Below are 20135 nucleotides of genomic sequence, written 5' to 3' on the forward strand. Positions count from 1 at the left end.
CGACCTTGTGGGAGCCGGCGTTGCCGGCGATGAGGCCATCAGCCTTTCAGACCTGCCCCCGGCAGTGCATCACCAGCCGGGCCCCGCCGAGGTCGCTTTCCCCTACCTCCAGCCCGAACCCATGCAGATCGACGATCGCCGCGACGATCGACAGTCCCAGCCCGAACCCCGCATGCTTGTGGCCTTCCTCGCTGCGATAGAAGCGCTTCAGCACCGTCTCCCGCTCCTCCGCCGGAATCCCTGGCCCGCTGTCTTCCACCGCGATATGCACGCCGTCGTCATCGCTGCTGGCGCTGATCCGCACTTGGCCGCCGGCGGGGGTGAACTTCATCGCGTTGCCCACCAGGTTGGCCAGCGCCTCGAACAGCAACTCGTGGTCGCCGAACAGCGGCGGCAGTGCCTCCGGCATCTTCAGTGCAAGGGCAATTTCGCCGTCTTCGGCAAGCGGCAGGTAGAAGTCATGCAGTTCTGCCAGTAACGCCCCGGTCTCCAGTTCGACGAAGCCTGCGCGGCGCTGGCGGTCTTCCAGCTCGCTGATGCGCAGCAAGCCGCGAAAGCGTGCCATCAGGGTGTCGGTCTCGGCGATCGCCTGCTCCATGGCTTCGGCCTGGGGCGCATCATCCCCGGCCTGCTGGCGGATCCTGTACAACTGGGCCCGCAGGCGGGTCAGCGGCGTGCGCAGGTCGTGGGCGATGTTGTCGCAGACGCCCTTGACCTCGTGCATCAGGCGCTCGATGCGGTCGAGCATGGCGTTGACGATGGCTGCCAGCATGTCCAGCTCGTCACGCCGTTGCGACAGCGGCAGGCGCCGGGTCAGGTCGCCGGCGACGATCTGCTCGGCGGTGGCCTGGATCGCGCGGATGCGCTTGAGCGGCCGACGCCGCAGCCAGTACCAGCCGGCGATGCCGGGAATGATGGTCAGCGAGAGTCCCCAGAGCAGGGCATGCAGGATGATCCGGGTGACCACGAACAGCGAGCCGTTGTCGCGCACCAGGACCAGCCAGCGCCCGTCCGGTACCTTCAGCGCCACGCCGTCGCAACTGTCGGCCGGCAGGCGCGGGTCGTCCGCATCGAGACAGCGCTTGAGCTCATGGATCCGCCCGTCGAGGCCGAGCCCCGCGGGCATCTGGCGGATCTGGCCGCCAAGCGGGTTGAATTGCGCGTCGAACAGGCCGTAGGCGTCGAAACTGCGTTCCTCGAAGGCCTGGCTGGCGATCAGCGCATCGTCCAGTTGCTTGCCGCTCATATGGGCGAACAGGTGCTGGCGCTGGGTCAGGGAATGCCGGGTCAGCTTGTTCAAGTAGCTGGACACTTCGAAGTACAGCACCCCCATGAGGATGCTGCTCCAGGCCACGAACAGGAAACTGTACAGCGCCAGCAAACGGCTGGTGGACGAACTCCAGCCCTTATGCGGGTTCGGCAATGGCATAGCCGGAGCCTCGCACGGTGCGAATCAGCGGCGTCTGGCCGGGCGCGTCGATCTTCTTGCGCAGGCGGCCGATATGCACATCGATCAGGTTGGTCCCGGGGTCGAAGTGATACCCCCAGACTTCCTCGAAGATCATCATCCGGGTAATCACCTGCCCGGCATGACGCATGAGGAATTCCAGCAGCTTGTACTCGGTGGGCAGCAGGTTCAGGGCCTGCTCGCCGCGCCGGGCCTCATGGCTGATCAGGTCCAGCTCGAGGTCGGCGACCTGCAGGCGGGTCTGGGTCATGGGTACGCTGTTGCGCCGCAGCAGCACCTCGACCCGGGCGGCCATTTCGTCGGAGGCGAAGGGCTTGGTCAGGTAGTCGTCGCCGCCGGCGCGCAGGCCGCGCACCCGTTCGTCCACGTCGGAGAGGGCACTGATCATCAGGATCGGCGTGGTGATCTTGAGGTTGCGCAGGGTGGTGACGATGGTCAGGCCGTCGACTTCCGGCAGCATGCGGTCGACCGTGATCAGGTCGTAGCCGCCGGCGATGGCGCGGGCCAGGCCTTCGCGGCCGTTGTCGACCCACTCGACCTCGAGGCCATGGCTGGAAAGTTCGGCGACGATCTCCTGGCCGGTGACGGCATCGTCTTCGATAGTCAGTACGCGGGGCATGCTTTTACCTGGGCGGCATTTGGAAACTGGATTGTGCCAAAGAATAGGCAAGGCCCGGGTTAAAGGAAATTCATGTTGCGAAAAGTCGCTGAGCGATTTTTTGACATACGGAGGGTTGTCGCGGGACGGGTGTCCCGCGACGGAGGGAAAGATCAAGCGACCTTGACGATCCAGCCAGCCGGGCCTTCCACGTCACCGCTCTGGATGCCGGTCAGTTCGGCATACAGCTTCTTGGTGATCGGGCCGACTTCGGTCTCGCTGTGGAACACATGCAGCTTGCCGTTGTACTGGATGCCGCCGATCGGGGTGATCACCGCAGCAGTACCGCAGGCGCCGGCTTCCATGAACTTGCCGATCTCGTCGATCAGCACGTCGCCTTCGATCACTTTCAGGCCCAGGCGCGAGGCGGCCAGTTCCATCAACGACAGGCGGGTGATGCCCGGCAGCACGGACGCGGACTTCGGGGTGATGAATTCGTTGTCGGCGGTGATGCCGAAGAAGTTGGCCGAACCCACTTCCTCGATCTTGCTGTGGGTCAGCGGGTCGAGGTAGATGGCGTCGGCGAAGCCTTGTTTCTTGGCTTCGGCGCCTGGCATCAGGCTGGCCGCGTAGTTGCCGCCGACCTTGGCCGCGCCGGTGCCTTGCGGGGCGGCACGGTCATAGCCGGAGATGATGAAGTTGTGCGGGGTCATGCCGCCCTTGAAGTAGGAACCGACCGGGATGGCGAACACCGAGAAGATGAACTCCGGCGCGGTGCGCACGCCAACGTTGTCACCCACGCCGATCACGAACGGACGCAGGTACAGGGCACCCTTGCCGTACGGCGGGACGAAGCGCTCGTTGGCCTTGACCACCTGCTTGCAGGCCTCGATGAACACGTCGGTCGGCACTTGCGGCATCAGCAGGCGGGCGCAGCTGCGGGCCATGCGCGTGGCGTTCTGGTCTGGGCGGAACAGGTTGATCGAACCGTCCTGGCAACGGTAGGCCTTGAGGCCTTCGAAGCATTGCTGGCCGTAGTGCAGGGCAGTGGAGCCTTCGCTGATGTGCAGGACGTTGTCTTCGGTCAGGGTGCCCGCGTCCCACGCGCCGTCGCGCCATACGGAGAGGTAGCGCTTGTCGGTCTTGATGTAGTCGAAGCCCAGCTTGTCCCAGTTAATGCTTTCGTTGCTCATGGCACCCTCGATCTGTTTGGCAATCGCCTGCCAGTCTTGATCCGTGGTCAGGCCGCGCTTTGCGCGCAAGGCGGTCAAGATAATACATCCGGTGCAGATCGGAAACGCCTGTCGGCAGATTCGCGGGGACAATTCGTCGTCCGTTCGCCGCAACCGACCTGCGGTCGGTTTTGCCTCTCCGGGTGGTAGATAGCGCTTTTTCAGGTTCGAAGTCCTGATCGGAGTCGGGCCTTTTCCATAAGGAATTTGCCATTTTTTAAAGCCGATGCGGCCTTTAGCCTGAACCTCCATTCAAGGATGCAAGGGCTACACCATGGACGATATTCACTACCAGACGGTCAGCAGCCGGGTGCCACCGTATCTGCTCGACAGCAGCGCCGCCGAACGCCAGGCCCTGCGGGCCAGGCCGCCACAGCCGATGCCCTGGCTGGCGGACGCCGCCGCCACCCACCCGGACGTGTTGCAGACGCTGCGCGAGGAGCATCGGCGCCACAGGCGCCTGGCCGGCACTATCAACGGCTTTCTCAAGGACCTGCCCGATGCCGGGACCTTCGCCGAACCGCTGCTGCGCCAGGCGCTCAAGGATTCCTTCGGCATGGACCTGGACGTGCGCCATACCTTCCTGTTCAACGCGGCCCGCAGTCGGATCGCCGAGGAACACCTGTCCAACAGCGATCCGGTGGTCAGGGCCTTCCAGGCGGTCAAGGCCGCGACCGGCTCGCTGCTGACGGCGGCCCTGCAGAATTTCGAGGCATTCGAGGCCGAGGCGGGGGGCATGCAGGACGAGCGTCGTCCTTCAAGTATCTTCAGCAGCGCCAGCGGCCAGGTACTGGATCCCGGGACGCCCGTCGACCTGGTGCCCGAGCGCTTTGCGGCGCTGTGTCGCCGCCTTGATCTTGGCGGGCAATACCAGCGTCTGATCGATCGCACCTTCGCTCCGCCGCCGACCGGGGAGGAAACCGCCGAAGCGGCGATGCTCAGGCGTCGGGCCACGTTCAGGGCCTTCGAGCAATCCAGTTTTCGCCTCGAACTGCACATGGCGTACCTGCGTTCCTGGATTGGCATGGGCCAATACCAGGAGTTGCTGGAGGTGGCCAACAATACCCGGGCCAGCGCCACGCTCTGCCGCGCCATGCTGAAACTGTGGGCGGTGGAACTGAACGGCGTGGTGGTATTTTTCCGGCCGAGGCCGGAGGAACAGCCGGTGCGCGATGTGCTGCTGTACATGCCCGACGAGCCCGAACAGCCGTTCCGCCAGTTCCGCTCCCTGCCGGCGCTCAACCGCTGGCTGTGCGAACGCCTGGGCGATGCGGCGTGGCGCAAGTATTTCCTGCGCTTCGTCCCGGCCAGGGAGCGTGCCCGGTTGATGCAGAAGATCCAGCGCACCCTTAACCCGAGAGTATGGAACCCGGGGGGCTGGTACGAGGAACGTCCCGCTCCCCAGGCCGTGCTGCACCTGGGCAGGCGAGAGTTTTCCACGCGCCTGTTCGACGCCTTGCTGGAACGCAAGATCGCCGTGCTCAAGGACGACGGCCTGTTCCATGCGGTGCCCACGGCGGTCGAGGACCACAAATCTTCCCAGGACAAGATCGACCATGCCCTGGCGGTGGCCTTCAACGTGCTCAACGTTGCGGCATTCGTGGTGCCCGGGCTGGGCGAGCTGATGCTGGTGGTCAATACGGCGATGCTCGGCTACGAGGTCTACGAAGGCATCGACAGCCTGGCCAAGGGCGAGCGCGAGCAGGCCTGGGGCTATTTCCTGGACGTTGCGGAAAACCTTGTGCTGATGGCCGGCATGAGTGCCGCTGCGGCCGCTTCCCATCGCTTTACCGGCAACCTGCCGCTGGCAGTGCGCAGCATGCGCCCGGTGACCCTGGCCGATGGCAGCGTGCGCCTGTGGAAGCCGGACCTTGCGCCATTCGCCTACGACATCAGGCTGCCGGCGGACCTCCAGCCTGCGGAAAACGGCCTGTACAGCTACCAGGGCCGCGAATGGCTGGCGCTGGAAGGGCGCTATTATTCGGTGCGTACCTTGCATGGCAACGAGCCGGCCTATCGCCTGGAGCATCCCGAGCGACCCTGGGCCTACGAACCGCCCTTGCGGCACAACGGCAACGGTGGCTGGCTGCATGAACTGGACACGCCGGAGCAGTGGCGCGGCATGGAACTGTTCGGCCGCCAGGGACACCGCGAGGCGATCGTCACCGAGGCCATGGCCCAGCGCGCCTTGCGCATCAGTGGCATTTCCGAAGGGCAATTGCGCCACACCTTGGTCAACAGTCATCGACCGCCTGCCTTGCTGACCGACACCTTGCGTCGCTTGTCCCTGGCCGAGACGCTCGGCGAATCCGGCCCGCTGGATGCCCAGGCCTTCGCGGCGGCGGATGCCGGGCAGCAACCCTCCTTGTCGGCCCAGGGCCAGTTGCTGCAGCGTCAGTTCGACAGCCTGCCCAATCGAGTGGTCGAGGAAATCATCGGTCATGCCGACGGCCATGAACTCAGCGAGATGGCCACTGCCGGGCGTGTGCCGCTGCGTCTGGCCGAGGAGGCGCGGGTCTACCAGCAGCAGGTGCGGATTGCCCGGGCCTGCGAGGGCCTGTATCTCGACGGCGCGCCCAGCCTCGATAACGCCCGGCTGACCCTGCACCTGCTGGAAAAGCTCCCGGACTGGCCGGAGCAGGTACGCATCGTCCTGCATGACGCCGCCGGGCGCCGCCTGGATGCTGTGGGCAGTGGTGATGCCGAGGAGATCGCCCTGGCCTGGAACGAGCAGCGGCCCAGCGCGTTCACCCGTGCGCTGTTCGATGTGCTGCCGCAGTCGTGCCGCACCGCGCTTGGTGTGCAGGACGCCGACAGCCTGCGCACGTTGCTGCAGGCCCGGCCCCTGCCGCCGCGCCAGGATCTGCGCCGCTGGCTGGGCATGCAGGCGGTGCGTCCAGGCTTTCGCTCGCCGATGCGCCTGGCCGACGGGCGTATTGGCTATCCGCTCAGCGGTCGCGGCGAGCCGTTCTTCACCGAAGATGAACTGCTCGACAAGCTGCGCATGCTGGGACTGGACGACCTTTACCCCGAGGACGCGCTGTTCGCCCTTTACCGCAACGGCCTGGACCGTGTTGCGATCACCCAGTGCCTGAACCGCGCCCTCGACGAGATGCAGGCGTTGCGCGAGCATCTGGATCGCTGGACCCTGGATTCGGCCCGGGAAGTCCTGAGCCCGGGGCGCCAGCGTAGCCGCGAGCGGATCGGCAACGGGCTGTGGGACCATTGGCGGCGCAGCACCGTGCCCGAGCTGGGGCGCCCGGTGGCGCCACTGGTGCTGTGGCAGGTGCAGCTGGCGGACCTGCCGGTCGGCTTGCCACGGTTCTTCACCGAACGGGTGCGCGCCTTGCTGCTGGACGAGGTGATGCTGCGTGAAGGCGAAGGCTTCCAGCAGGTCATCGGCGAAGCCCCGCTGCTGGCCTTCGCCGAAGAGTTTCCCAACCTGCGTTCATTGGATATCCGTGCCGGTCAATGGGAGCCTGGCCTGGTCGAGACGCTGCCGCGGGCCTGGCCGGAACTCGCCGAGGTTGGCTTGCGCGAGATGGGCCACCTGCTCAGGGTCCAGGATTTCCGCGCCCTTGCCAGCCTGCCACGCCTGCGCTGGCTGGAACTGCGCGGCAGCCGCGTGTTCGAGCTGCCGGCCAGTGCGCTCAATGGCATGAACCTCGATTACCTCGGCCTCGACTGGCTCGGCCTGCGCGTCTGGCCGCACTGGCTGGATGCATTCGCGCTGGAGCGCATCGGCTCGCTGTCGCTGGTTGGCAACCAGCTCAGCGAAGTCCCGCGGCTGCTCCTCGAAGACCCCGAGCCGGCCACCCGCACCCTGCGTATTGCCGTACGCGGCAATCAATTCGGTTACCAGGCCTGTTTCGACATGGTCATGGCCGAGCGCTTCCGCGGGCGCTTCAGCTTCGACCTGGACCTGTCGCCAGCCATGGCCGACGAGCTCAACCAGCGCGTGCAGGAGCGGGTCCAGTTGCAGGAGCTGCTGGAAGCCTGGGTCAATCCCGATTCCGCCGACGAGCCGCTGACGCCACTGCACCGCGCTTACCGGCAGCGGATTTCCTCGGTGTTGCTCGACTACTGGCGCGACACCCTGCGCGGCCTCGGCGCGGCGCGGCTGAATCTGTTGGACGCGGTGCTGGCCGACTTCCCCGAGGCGCTGCCGCCCTTTCTCACGGCGCGGGTCGATCGCCTCGACCTGACCCGTTTCGATGCCGAGCCGCCGGTGCTCGAACGCTTCGTCAGGCAATTCCCCAACCTGATCGAGCTGTCACTGGCCGGTGGTCTGCCGGCATTGCAGGCAGTGCCCGAGTTCCTCACCACCTTCCCCAACCTGCGCGAACTGAACCTGGTGCGCATGGGCATGACCATCGACCAGGCGGCCATGGAGGTTTTCGCCCGCATGCCGATGCTGTCGTCGCTGCAGCTCGACGGCAATCGCCTCGGCCAGATCAATGATGTGTCAATGTTCAACCAGCGCTTCTTTGGCTTCCTGGGCCTGGCGCAGATGGAGATTTCGGTGTGGCCGGCCTGGCTCGACAACCTGCTGCCGCAAGGCATCGAACTGCTCGGCCTGGACGACAACCTGCTCACCGAACTGCCTGCCCGGCTCCTGGAAAACCGCCGTACCGAGGCCGGGGTGGTTGAGATCTCGCTGCTCAACAACCCGCTGACCCGGGAAACCATGATCGCCGCGCACACCTCGCAGCATTTCAACCGGCCCTACAACTTCACCATGACCCTGCCGGAGGACATCGAGGCCATGCCAAGGGAGCCGCACGAATCCGATTCGGACTCTGGCAGCGCATCTCCGGGCACCGAGCCTACCTGGATGTCGGATGACGATCCGGCCGCCACCTGGGAAACCGGCAACGCCACGGTGGATGCCCGGCACGACACGCTCTGGGCCGGACTCAGCGCCGGAGGCGACGCCGACTCGCTGCTGACCCTGGTCTCGCGGTTGCGCTTCAGTGCCGACTACCGTACCGCCACGACCCGCATGGAATTGGTGGAAAGGGTCTGGAACGTGCTGGAGGCGGCAGGGGAGGACGACGAACTGCGCGCCACCCTCAACGGCATGGCCCAGGAGCCGGTAGAGCAGGTGCACAACCACGAGACCTGCCCCGACGGCATTCGCATGGAGTTCAACCAGATGGAGCTGCTGGTGCACACCCGCCAGGCCTTGCGTCGTATTCCCCAGGAGAACCGGGGGCCGGCGCTGTTTCGCCTGATGCGCGGCACCTTCCGTGCGCAACGCCTGGACCAGATAGCCCGGCAGCGGGCCAATGGGCGCGACGAAGCCGAGGTACGCCTGGCCTACCGCCTGCGTTGGGCCGAGCAACTGGAGCTGCCGTTGCCGCCGCGGGGCATGCTGTACCGGCGGGTGGCCGATATCGCCCCGGGCGAGCTGGACCAGGCCTTGACCCAGTTGCGCATGGAAGAAGCCGGGTCGGGTTTGCAGGCCTTCGCCGCGGACTGCGATTTCTGGGTGGCCTGGTTGCGCGAGGCCTACGCCGAACGCTTCAAGGCGCTCAAGGATGGCTACGAAGCGGCGGTACTCGGCACCATCGACGTCTACCCGAATGACACGGCGGAACAGTCGGCGGCGCGGATTCGTGCGCTGGAGGACAAGTTCAAGCGCGATGAGCGGGAACTGCTGGAGCGATTGACGCTGGAGCAGGCGCTGGCCGGGAATTGAGTCGTTCTTTCGGGCCTCATCATCCCTGTGGGAGCTGGCTTGCCAGCGATGAGGCCCGAAAGGGCAACCAGTCCTCCGGGAACCCCGACCCTTTTTAAAACCTGTCAGCCTCTCTTTAGCCTGAACGCCCCATTCACGGACGAGAAGGCTTCACCATGGACGATATCCACTACCAGACCGTCAGCCAGCGCGTGTCCCAGCGCCTGGTCGACAGTTCCGCCGAACAGCGCCAGGCCCTGCGCAACAAGGTTCCGCCAGCGATGCCCTGGCTGGAGGAGGCCAGCGGCAACCTGCCCCAGGTGATTGCCGCGCTGGACGAGGAGTACGCGCGCCACCGACGGCACGCCCAGACCGTGGCTACGGTGCTGGAGCAGTTGCCCAGTGCCGAGGCGTTCGCCGAGCCCTTGCTGCGCGAAGCCTTGAAAAATACCTTCGGCCTCGACCTCGATGTCCACCGCACCTTTCTGTTCAATGCTGCCCGTGCGCGTATCGCCGAGTCCCACCTGAGCACTGCCGACCCGGTGGTGCGGGCCTTCCAGGCGGTGAAAGCGGCAACCCAGTCGCTGCTGCGCAGCGCGCTGCAGAACTTCGAGGCCTTCGAGGCGGAGGAGGGTGGCATGCAGGCCGACCGCCGGCCCGCGAAGATCTTCGTCAGTGACAGCGGCCAGCCTGGCGAGCCAGGGCAAGAGGTACAGGTGGCGCCGGAGCGCTTCGCCGCGTTGTGCCGCAGCCTGGACCTGGGCGCGCGCTATCAGCGCCTGATCGACCGGGCGTTCAGTCCCGAGCCGGTCGGGGACGAAAGCGCCGAGGCTGCGGCCAGCAATCGCCAGGCCCGCTTCAAGCTGCTGGAGCAGTCGAGCCTGCGCCTTGAGCTGCACCTGGCGCGCCTGCGCGGGCACATCGACCAGGCCTGCTACGACGAGCTGCTGGAGGTAGCCAGGAACGGCAAGGCCCAGGGCGATCTCGAGCGCAGCATCCTGCGCCTGTGGGACGTGGAGCTGTCGGGCATCGTCCTGTTCTTCCGCCCGGGGCGCCTGGTGGTCTACATGCCCGACGAACCGCAACAGCCGCTGCAAACCTTCCCCCACCTGAAGGCATTCCATGCCTCGTTGCGCGAGCGCCTGAGGGACCCTGCCTGGCGCAACTACTTCCTGCGCTTCATCCCCGCCCGCCAGCGCGACCCGCTGCTCGCGAAGATCCAGCGCACCCTGTTTCCCAAGGTGTGGAATGCCGGTGGCTGGTACGAGGAACACTTCGACCCCGACGCGGTGCTGGCCCTGGAAAAACAGGCGTTCAGCGCGCCGCTGCTCAACGTCCTGCTGCAACGCAAGATGCTCGCCCTGCGCGATGACGGGCTGTTCCACGCGGTGCCCACGGCAGAGGAGGATCACAAGTCGACCCAGGACAAGATCGACTGGTTCCTCGCGGCCGGCTTCAATGTCCTCAACGTAGCGGCCTTCGTCGTGCCGGTGCTGGGCGAGGTGATGCTGGCGGTCAACGCGGCGCTGCTCGGCTACGAGGTCTACGAGGGCTTCGACAGCCTGGCCAAGGGTGACCGCGAGGCGGCGTGGAACTACTTCATGGATGTCGGCGAGAACCTGGCGATCATCGCTGCGCTGGGCGCAGTGGGAGCGGCGGCCCATCGCTTCAAGGGCAACCTGCCGCTGGCGGTACGGCGCATGCGCCCGGTGACCCTGGCCGATGGCAGCGTGCGCCTGTGGCAGCCCGACCTTGCGCCTTTCGCCTACGAAGTCCGCCTGCCGGCCGGCCTGCAGGCCGATGCCAACGGCCTGTACAGCTTCCAGGGACGCCAGTGGCTGCAGCTCGACGGGCGTTATTATTCGGTGCGCATGCTGCTGGGCGAGGAGGGTTATTGCCTGGAGCACCCGCGCCGCGCCGGGGCCTACGCACCAAGGGTGCAGCACAACGGCAATGGTGGCTGGCTGAGCGAGCTGGATGCTCCGGAGCAATGGCGCGGTATGCAACTGTTCCGCCGTCAGGGGCCGCTGGAGGCCAGTGTTTCCGAGGATATGGCGGGCAACGCCCTGCGCATCAGCGGGGTCAGCGAAGCGGAACTGCGCCAGACCCTGGTCGATCGTCATCGCCCGCCGGCGTTGCTCACCGATACCCTGCGCCGCCTGGCCCTGGCCGAAACCTCCGGGGCCGCTACCTTCGCCGCGGATTACAAGGCGTCGCAAGCGCCCCTGTCGGTGCCGGCCATGGCCTTGCAACGGCAGTTCCGTAGCTTGCCCCATGTCATCCTGGAAGAGATCGTCGGCGCCGCGAGCGCAGACGAAACTGCGCAGATGACCAGTTCCGGGCGCGTGCCTGTGCGCCTGGCGGACGAGGCGCGGATCTACCAGCAGCAGGTGCGCATCGCCCGCGCTTGCGAGGCGCTGTACCTGGACCGGGAAATCAGCCTGGATAGCGCGCGGCTGATGCTGCACGCCCTGGAAACCCTGCCGGGCTGGCCGGCGAAGCTGCGCATCGGCCTCTACGACGGCTGGATCGAAGGACCACGCCTGGACGGTATCGGCGAGGGTCAGGAACCGGAGCTGGGGGTGATCTGGAATCGTCAGTTACCGGGGGATTTCTGCCGCGTGCTGTTCGACAACATTCCCGGCGTGTACCGCGAGCGCCTCGGCCTGGCCGATGCCGGCACGCTGTGGCGCACGTTGCGCGAGCAGCGCCTGCCGCGCCGGCGCCTGCGCCAGTGGCTGGGCCTGGAACAGATCAAGCCGGCGTTCCGTTCGCCGATGCGCCTGGCGGACGGGCGCATCGGCCATCCGCTCAGCGGCAATGGCCAGGCGTTCTTTACCGAGGACGAACTGCTCGACAAGTTGCGCATGCTGGAGCTGGACGATGTGTATGTCGAGGATGCCCTGCAGGCGCTGTACCGCAGCGGGCTCGACCGGGCGGCGATCAATACCCGGTTGAACGCGCTGCTGGGCGAAATGCTGGAGATGCGCCTGGCCCTGGACCGTTGGGCCTACGACTCCGCCAGGGAGAACATGTCCCTGCGTCGCCAGCGCGCTCGCGAGCGCATCGGCCTGGCGTTGTGGGAGCATTGGCGCCGCGGCATCCTGCCGGAACTTGGCCAGCCGGCCTCGCGCCTGATCCTGTTCCAGATCCACTTGGCGGACTTCCCGAGCAACCTGCCGGAATTCTTCCTGCGGCGGGTGCGCTCGATGCTGCTCGATGAAGTGATCCATACCGATGGCGCGCCTCACGAACAGATCATCGGCGAGAGCCAGTTGCAGGCCTTCGCGGCCCACTTCCCGGAGCTGACCGCCCTGGACGTGCGTCGTGGCCACTGGAACATGGGCCTGCCGCAGATGCTCACCCGGGCCTGGCCGCGGCTTGCCGCGCTGGGGATGCGCGAGGTCTTCATTTTCATCGGCGAACAGGATTTCAGGGCCCTGGCCACCCTGCCGCAATTGCGCTGGCTCGATCTGCGCGGCATGCAACTGGCCGATATGCCGGAGACTGCCCTCGATGGCTTGAAGCTGGACTACCTGGGCCTTGACTGGATGGGCCTGCGCACCTGGCCGCGGTGGCTGCACAACGGTGCCCTGGCGCGGATCGGCGAGCTGTCGCTGCTGGGCAATCACCTGAGCGAGCTGCCGACGGCGATCCTGCGCAACGCCGAAACGGTGGAGCATCCCACGCGCATGATCCTGCTGGGCAACCGCTTCGCCTTCCAGGCCCTGCTGGACATGCGCCTGGCCCAGCGCTTCCTGCAACGCTTCACCTTCGAGCTGGGCCTGAACATGACCATGGAATACGAGCTGAACCGGCGAATCCAGGAGCGCACGCAACTCTGCGACGCGCTGGAGGCGTGGGTCGATGCACCGGCCGAAGACAGCAGTGCGCAGCCAAGCGAGCGGCTTACCTATCGCAACCGCATCAGCCGCGAGTTGCTCGACTACTGGCGCGACAGCCTGCGCAGCGATGGCGTGGCCTTGCTGGTCCTGCAGGACGTCGCCCTCGACCATTTCCCCGATAACCTGCCGGCGTTTTTCTACGAGCGGGTGCGGCGCCTGGACCTGACCCGGTTCACCGCCCCGGAGCCGGTGCTCGAACGCTTCGTCCGGCAGTTCCCGCAGCTGGTGGAACTGTCGCTGATCGCCGGCGAGCCGACCCTGGCCCGGGTACCCGAAGGCCTCACCGGCCTGGCCAACCTGCGCGAACTGGCCCTGGTACGCATGGGCCTGACCGTCGACCAGGCGGCCATGAACACCTTCGCCCGCATGCCGGCGCTCGCCTCGCTGCAACTCGACGGCAACCGCCTGGGCGACATCACCGACATGTCCATGTTCACCCACCGGTACCTGAGCTTCCTGAGTCTGGCGCAGATGCGGATCCCGACCTGGCCGGAGTGGCTCAACGACATGCTGCCCCACGGGGTCGAGCAGGTGAATCTGGACGACAACCAACTGACCGAACTGCCGGAACAGTTGCTGGAGAACCGCCACGTCGATGACGGCGCTGCCGAGATTGTCCTGCACAACAACCCGCTGACCCGCGAAACCATGATTCGCGCCCATACTTCGCAGCGTTACAACCGTCCCTACACCTTTACCATGGACCTGCCCGAAGACATCGCGGCGATGGAGCCGGACGTGCACTCGTCGGACTCCGAGGCGGTGGTGTCCCCGGAAGGCTCCAACCCGGCCGAAGAAACCCCGGCGGAGATCTGGCAGACCCGCGACGCGGAGCAGGATGAACGCAACCAGGCGATCTGGAGCAGCCTGGAGGCCGGAGGCGATGCCGAGTCGTTGCTGGGCCTGATCATGCGCCTGCGCCACAGTGCCGACTATCGCACCAGCAACACCCGCGCGGAGCTGGTGGGACGGGTATGGACAGTGCTGGCGGCAGCACAGGCCGACACCGAACTGCGCCTGACCCTGAATGGCATGGCCGAGGAACCGCTGCGGCTGGTGCGGCGTCATGACACCTGCCCCGACGGTATCCGCCTGGAGTTCAACCAGATGGAATTGCAGGTCTACACGCACCAGGCGCTGCGCCAGATTTCCGAGGCCCATCGCGGCCCGGCGCTGTTCCGCCTGATGCGCAGCCTGTTCCGCTCGCAGACCCTGGACCGCCTGGCGCGGGAACGTTCCGGCGGGCGTGACGAAGCGGAGGTGCGCCTGGCCTATCGCCTGCGCTGGGCGGAACAGCTGGAGCTGCCGCTGCCACCGCGAGGCATGCTGTACCGCGGCGACGCCGAGATCGCCCCGGGCGAGCTGAACCAGGTGCTGGTACGCCTGCAGGCGGAGGAGGCCGGGCCGGGTTTCCTGCAGTTCGGCGCGCAATGCGATTTCTGGGCTGCTTACCTGCGCGAAGCGTTCGCCGACCGTTTCAAGGTGCTCAAGGACGACTACGAGGCGGCGGTGCTGGCGGTGACCGATACCTCGGCGGATGAGTCGGCCGAGCATTCGGCGGCGCGGATCAGGATCCTCGAGGACAAGTTCAAGGCCGACGAGAAAGCCTTGCTGGAAAACCTGACCCTCGAGCAGGCCCTGGCGCAGCAGTGAGCGGCTGTTCCTGTAGTTGAGGCAAGGCCCGTCGCCGGTGATCCGCTGGCCGGCGGCGAGGCCCTGGAACAGCCCCCGGGAACCCCGACCCTTTTCACAACCGCTCACCCGCTCATTAGCCTGAACGCCCGATTTCACGGACGAGAGGGCTTCACCATGAGCGATACCGCCACACCTGACATCCACTACCAGACCGTTAGCCGACGTGTTCCCCAACACTTGGTCCAGGGCCCGGCGCAGCAACGCAAGGCGCTGCGAAGCAGCCTGCCCGGGCCCTTGCCCTGGCTGCTGGCGGCCAGGGCCGGCCTGCCCGGGGTCCTGGCCGCCCTGCAGGACGAGCAACAGCGTCATCAGGCACTGGCTGCCGAGGTGGAGGGTTTCCTCGCCCAGGTGCCGGATGCGGCGGCCTTCGCCGAACCACTGCTGCGCGAGGCGCTGAAGAGCAGTCTTGGCCTGGACCTCGATGTGCGTCGCACCTTCCTGTTCAACGCCGTGCGCGCGCGGGCCGACGAGTCGCGCCTGAGCGGCAGCGATCCGGTGGTCAGGGCGTTCCAGGTGGTGAAGGTGGCGACCCAGCCCTTGCTGCTGGCGGCGCTGCAGAATTTCGAGGCTTTCGAGGCCGAGCCGGACGGGCTGCGCGATGACCGCCGACCGTCGCTGATCTTCGCCAGCGACAGCGGCGAGGTGCTGGCGCCAAGCCAGCCGATCGACCTGTTGCCGGAGCGTTTTGCCGGTTTGTGTCGCACCCTTGACCTGGGCGCCCGTTATCAGCGGGTGATCGAGGGCGTCTTCCGGCCGCTGCCCAAAGAGGGTGAGACCGTGGAAGGTGCGGCCCGCGACCGCCGCGAGGTGTTCCGGCGGTTCGAGCGCTCCACGCTGCTGCTGACCCTGCATCTGGCGCGCCTGCGTTCGTGGATCGACCAGGCCCTCTACGAGAACCTGCTGGGCAGGGTGAACGACGGTTCGCCGGCCAGCTCCCTGGCCCTCTGGGAAGTCGAGCTCAATGGCGTGGTGCTGTTTCCCTGTGCCGATGCCCTGGTGGTCTTCATGCCCGACGAGCCCAGGCAGCCGCTCCAGGTGTTCAAGACCCTGGACGAGCTGCAGGCATCGTTGCGCGAGCGCCTGAAGGACCCGGCCTGGCGCAACTACTTCCTGCGCTTCGTCCCCGCCCGTGAGCGCACCGGGCTGTTGCGGCGAATCCAGGCGCACCTGTACCCGAAGGTGTGGAACCCCGGTGGCTGGTACGAGGAGCAATTCGACCCCAGCGCATCCATTGGCCTGGGCAGCAAGGCCATGGACTCGCCTCTGTTCGACGTCCTGCTGCAGCGCAAGATCGCCGTGCTCAAGGACGACGGGCTGTTCCATGCCGTGCCCACCGCTGTCGAGGACCACAAGTCGCTGGAAGACAAGGTCAGCTACTTTCTCGGGGTCGGCCTCAACGTTCTGAATGTCGCGGCCTTCGTGGTGCCGGGGCTGGGCCTGGTGATGCTGGGGGTCAATGCGGCGCTGCTCGGCTACGAGGTCTACGAAGGCTTCGACAGCCTGTCCAGGGGCGAGCGCGAAGAGGCCTGGGGCTACTTCATGGATGTCGCGGAGAACCTCGCGATCATCGCCGCCCTGGGGGCCGCCGGCGCGGTTGCCGGGCGTTTCGAAGGCAACCTGCCGCTGGCGGTGCGCAGCATGCGCCCGGTGACCCTGGCCGATGGCAGCGTGCGCCTGTGGAAACCGGACCTGCGCCCGTTCGCCTACGACGTGGAACTGCCCGCCGGCCTGCAGCCCGGCGACAACGGCCTGTACGACTGGGGTGGGCGCCAGTGGCTGCAACTGGACGGGCGCTATTACTCGGTGCGCACGCTGCTCGACAGCGAAACCGGGTATGTGCTGGAACACCCGACCCAGGCCGACGCCTGGCAGTTGCCGGTGCGGCACAACGATAATGGCGGCTGGTTGCATGAACTGGATACGCCGCAGCACTGGCGTGGCGAGGAACTGTTCCGGCGTGCCGGGGTGCTGGAAGCGCAGGTCAGCGCCGCGATGGCCCAGCGCGCGCTGCGGATCAGCGGTGTCAGCGAGGCGCAGTTGCGCCGCAGCCTGATGGACAGCCGCCGCCCTCCGGCCTTGCTCAGCTATAGCCTGTTGCGCCTGGCCGTGGCCGATGCCCTCGGCGAGTTCCCCCTGGGCGATGTCGCCAGCCTGCCCGACTCGCTGCAAAGCGAGCTGTTCGCCCATGCCTATGGCGAGCGGCAGGTCGAGCTTGCGCCGGCGGGTACCGTGCTCAAGCAGCAGTTCGACAGCCTGCCGCGGCGGGTCATCGAGGAAATCCTCGGCGCCGCCACGGAGGCGGAAATCCAAGAAATCAACGCAAGCGCTCGCGTGCCTCTGCGCATCGCCGAGGAGGCGCGGCTGTATCAGCAGCAAGTGCGGATCGCCCGGGCCTGCGAAGCCCTGTACATGGATGTGGAGGCCAATCCCGACGGCGCCAGCCTGTTGCTGCATGGCCTGGCGCAACTTGCGGACTGGCCGGCGCACCTGCGCATGGCCGTCCATGAGGACGCACTGGACGGCCGGCTTCTTGCGCAGATCGGCGCGGGTGACGCCACGGAGATTGCCGTGGTCTGGCGGCGCCAGTTGCCCAGGGACTTCTGCCGCACCCTGTTCGAGGCCATACCGCAAGCCACCCGTGACAACCTCGGACTTACCGACGCCGGTGCCCTGCGCGCCAGGCTGCAGGAACAACCCCTGCCGCCGCGCCAGCGCCTGCGCCAGTGGCTGGGCATGCAGCCGGTCAAACCGGGTTTCCGCTCGCCACTACGCCTGGCCGACGGGCGCATCGGCTACCCGCTCAGCGGCCGGGGCGACCCGTTCTTCACCGAGGACGAACTGCTGGACAAGCTGCGCCTGCTGGAACTGGACGATATCTATCCCGAGGACGCCCTGCAGGCGCTGTATCGCGCCGGCCTGGACCGCGCAGCGATCGCCGCGCGCCTGCACCAGGTACTGGACGAGATGCAGGCGTTGCGCGAATACCTCGACCGCTGGGCCCTGGATTCCGCCCACCAGATCTTCAGCGAGGCACGCCAGCGCAGCCGCGCGCGCATCGGCGAGGCGCTGTGGGCGCACTGGCGCGGCAATGTGCTTCCGGAACTCGGCCGCCAGCCTGCAGCCCTGGCGCTGTACCGGGTACAACTGGCTGACCTGCCCGCGCAACTGCCGTCGTTCATCCACCAGCGGGTCGCGGCGCTGCTGCTGAACGAGGTGATGCTGCAGGAGGGCAGCGCGCAGGAGCGAGTCATCGGCGAACGCACTGTGCAGCGGCTGGCCCGGCAATTCCCGGCAGTGACCCGCCTGGATATCCGCGGTGGCGTCTGGGATACGGGTATGGTCCAGCAGGTCGCCCGGGCCTGGCCCGAGCTGGTTTCCCTGGGCTTGCGCGAACTCGTGGCGACGCTGGGCTACACCGACCTGCTGACCCTTAGGCGTATGCCCCGGCTGCGCTGGCTCGAATTGCGTGGCAGCCGGGTGGCCGAGATGTCCTTGCCGGTGATGGAAGGGGTGAGCCTGGAGTACCTGGGCATGGACTGGATGGACCTGCGCTTATGGCCGCGCTGGTTGAACAGCGCCACCCTGTCAGGGATCGGCAACGTTTCGCTGACGGGCAACCGCTTGACTGCGTTGCCCGTGGAAATCCTCGAGGAAATCGGCTCGGCCTCGGGGCGCCTGACACGCGTGGTGCTGCGCGACAACCCCCTTGGTTGCCAGGCGCTGCTGGACCTGAGGGTGGCCGAGTATTTCCGCAGTCGTTTCGCCTTCGACCTGGGCGTGCCGCCAGCGCTGATGGACGAGTTGAACCTGCGGGTCAACGAGCGCGCGCAGTTGCAGATGTTGCTGCAAACCTGGAGCGACAATCCGGCGCCAAGCACGGTGGCCGGCTATCGGTCACGCATTGCGCGGCTACTGATTGGCTATTGGCGGGAGAGCCTGTATTCGCCGACTGCAGCCTTGCTGTACCTGGAAGATGTGAACCTGGCCGATTTCCCCGACAACCTGCCGGCGTTCTTCGTGGGGCGGGTGCGCCGGCTCGAGCTGGTCCGCTTCGACGCCAGCGGGCGCAGCCTGGAACATTTCCTCGCGCCGTTGCGCAACCTTACCGAACTGTCGTTGGTCGGCGGCCAGCCAGCGTTGCCTGCGGTGCCCGGATTCCTCGGCAACCATCCGCAACTTCACACACTGGCCCTGGTGCGCATGGGCATGACCATCGACCAGGAGGCGATGGACGCCTTTGGCCGCCTGCCTCGCCTGAGTTCGCTGCAACTGGATGGCAACCGGCTGGGGGCGATCCAGGACGTGTCGATGTTCCATGAGCGCTTCTTCGACTACCTCGGCATGGCGAACATGGGCATCGCCGTGTGGCCGCAGTGGCTCAACGAATTGCTGCCGCGCAACATCGAGCTGCTCGGGCTGGACGACAACCAGCTTGTCGAGCTGCCGATCCAGCTATTGGAAAACCGTTATGTCGCCGATGGTGCGGTGGACATTTCCCTGCGCAACAACCCGCTGAGCCGGGCAACCCTGATCCAGGCCTACAGGTCCCAGCACGCCAACCGTCCCTACAGCCTGACCATGGACGTTCCGGAAGATATCGCGGCGATGGATGCGCGGCGGCATTCTTCCGATTCGGAGATTTCCGACCCGCTGTCCGACGAAACCGGTTCCCTCGAAGATGAACCGACCAGCGCCTGGCTGACCGGCGATGCAAGGGCTGACGCGCACAACCAGCAGACCTGGGCCGGCCTGGCTTCCCAGGGCGATGCCGAAGCGCTGCTGCGCCTGGTCATGCGCTTGCAGCACAGTGCCGACTACCGTGCGCCCGGCACCCGGGCCGAGCTGGTCGCGCGGGTCTGGACGGTGCTGGCGGCGGCCAGCCAGGATGCCCAGTTGCGCCAGACCCTCAACGGCATGGCCGAGGAACCGTTGCAGCAGTTGCACAACCACGACACCTGTCCGGACGGCATTCGCCTGGAGTTCAACCAGATGGAACTGCTGGTGCATACCCGCCAGGCGCTGCGCGATATGCCCGAGGCAAACCGCAGGCCGGCATTGTTCCGCTTGATGCGCGGGGCCTTCCGTGCCCAGACGCTGGATCGCATCGCGCGCGAACGGGCGCGCGGGCGTGACGAAGCGGAGGTGCGCCTGGCCTATCGGCTGCGCTGGGGCGAGCAACTGGAGTTGCCATTGCCGCCGCGGGCCATGCTCTATCGCAGCGAGGCCGACCTTGCCCCGGGTGAGCTGGAGCAGGCATTGAACCAGGTGCTGCTGGAAGAGCGCGGGGCGGGGCTGACCGCTTTTGCCGCCGACTGCGAGTTCTGGGTCGCCTACCTGCGCGAAGCGTTCGCCGAGCGTTTCAGGCTGCTCAAGGATGCCTATGAACAGTCGGTGCTCGAGGTCACCGACCTGTATCCGGATGACAACCCCGACCAGGTGGCGGAGCGTATCCGGGCCCTGGAGGACAGGTTCAAGCGTGACGAACGGGCCCTTCTGGAAAGCCTGACCCTGGAGCAGGCGATGCTTGCACGCTGAGGTGCCCAAGCCGGTTCCCACT

The 20135-nt window shown here is 66.5% G+C and carries 6 protein-coding genes; 3 read left to right on the forward strand and 3 right to left on the reverse strand.

Going from position 1 to position 20135, the window contains the following annotated elements:
- Positions 1-46: 46 nt before the first annotated feature.
- From ACKLLE_RS20705 to ACKLLE_RS20715, 3 genes are all read right to left on the reverse strand, one after another.
- Positions 47-1429: a sensor histidine kinase gene (locus ACKLLE_RS20705; protein ID WP_064304318.1), complete on the reverse strand. Its 1383-nt coding sequence runs from the start codon at positions 1427-1429 to the stop codon at positions 47-49.
- Positions 1407-2087, reverse strand: coding sequence for a response regulator transcription factor (locus ACKLLE_RS20710; RefSeq protein WP_009394551.1), 681 nt, complete (start codon positions 2085-2087; stop codon positions 1407-1409). The genes ACKLLE_RS20705 and ACKLLE_RS20710 overlap by 23 nt, the downstream gene beginning before the upstream one ends.
- A 152-nt stretch (positions 2088-2239) precedes the next feature.
- Positions 2240-3259 carry a branched-chain amino acid aminotransferase gene (locus ACKLLE_RS20715; RefSeq protein WP_420058979.1) on the reverse strand — a complete coding sequence of 340 codons (1020 nt, stop codon included), beginning with the start codon at positions 3257-3259 and terminating at the stop codon, positions 2240-2242.
- Between the two features lie 313 nt (positions 3260-3572).
- Here ACKLLE_RS20715 and ACKLLE_RS20720 point away from each other — a divergent pair, with 313 nt between their 5' ends.
- The 3 genes from ACKLLE_RS20720 to ACKLLE_RS20730 all read left to right on the forward strand — a co-directional run bounded on the left by ACKLLE_RS20720 (position 3573) and on the right by ACKLLE_RS20730 (position 20113).
- Positions 3573-8999 (forward strand): NEL-type E3 ubiquitin ligase domain-containing protein, encoded by a 5427-nt coding sequence (locus ACKLLE_RS20720; protein ID WP_420058936.1) that lies wholly within the window; start codon positions 3573-3575, stop codon positions 8997-8999.
- A 155-nt stretch (positions 9000-9154) separates the two neighbouring features.
- Positions 9155-14536 carry a dermonecrotic toxin domain-containing protein gene (locus ACKLLE_RS20725; protein ID WP_420058937.1) on the forward strand — a complete coding sequence of 1794 codons (5382 nt, stop codon included), beginning with the start codon at positions 9155-9157 and terminating at the stop codon, positions 14534-14536.
- Positions 14537-14692: 156 nt separating this feature from the next.
- Positions 14693-20113 carry an NEL-type E3 ubiquitin ligase domain-containing protein gene (locus ACKLLE_RS20730; protein ID WP_420058938.1) on the forward strand — a complete coding sequence of 1807 codons (5421 nt, stop codon included), beginning with the start codon at positions 14693-14695 and terminating at the stop codon, positions 20111-20113.
- The last annotated feature ends 22 nt before the right edge of the window (positions 20114-20135 follow it).

The organism is Pseudomonas bharatica (genome assembly GCF_048586865.1).
GTDB lineage: Bacteria > Pseudomonadota > Gammaproteobacteria > Pseudomonadales > Pseudomonadaceae > Aquipseudomonas > Aquipseudomonas bharatica.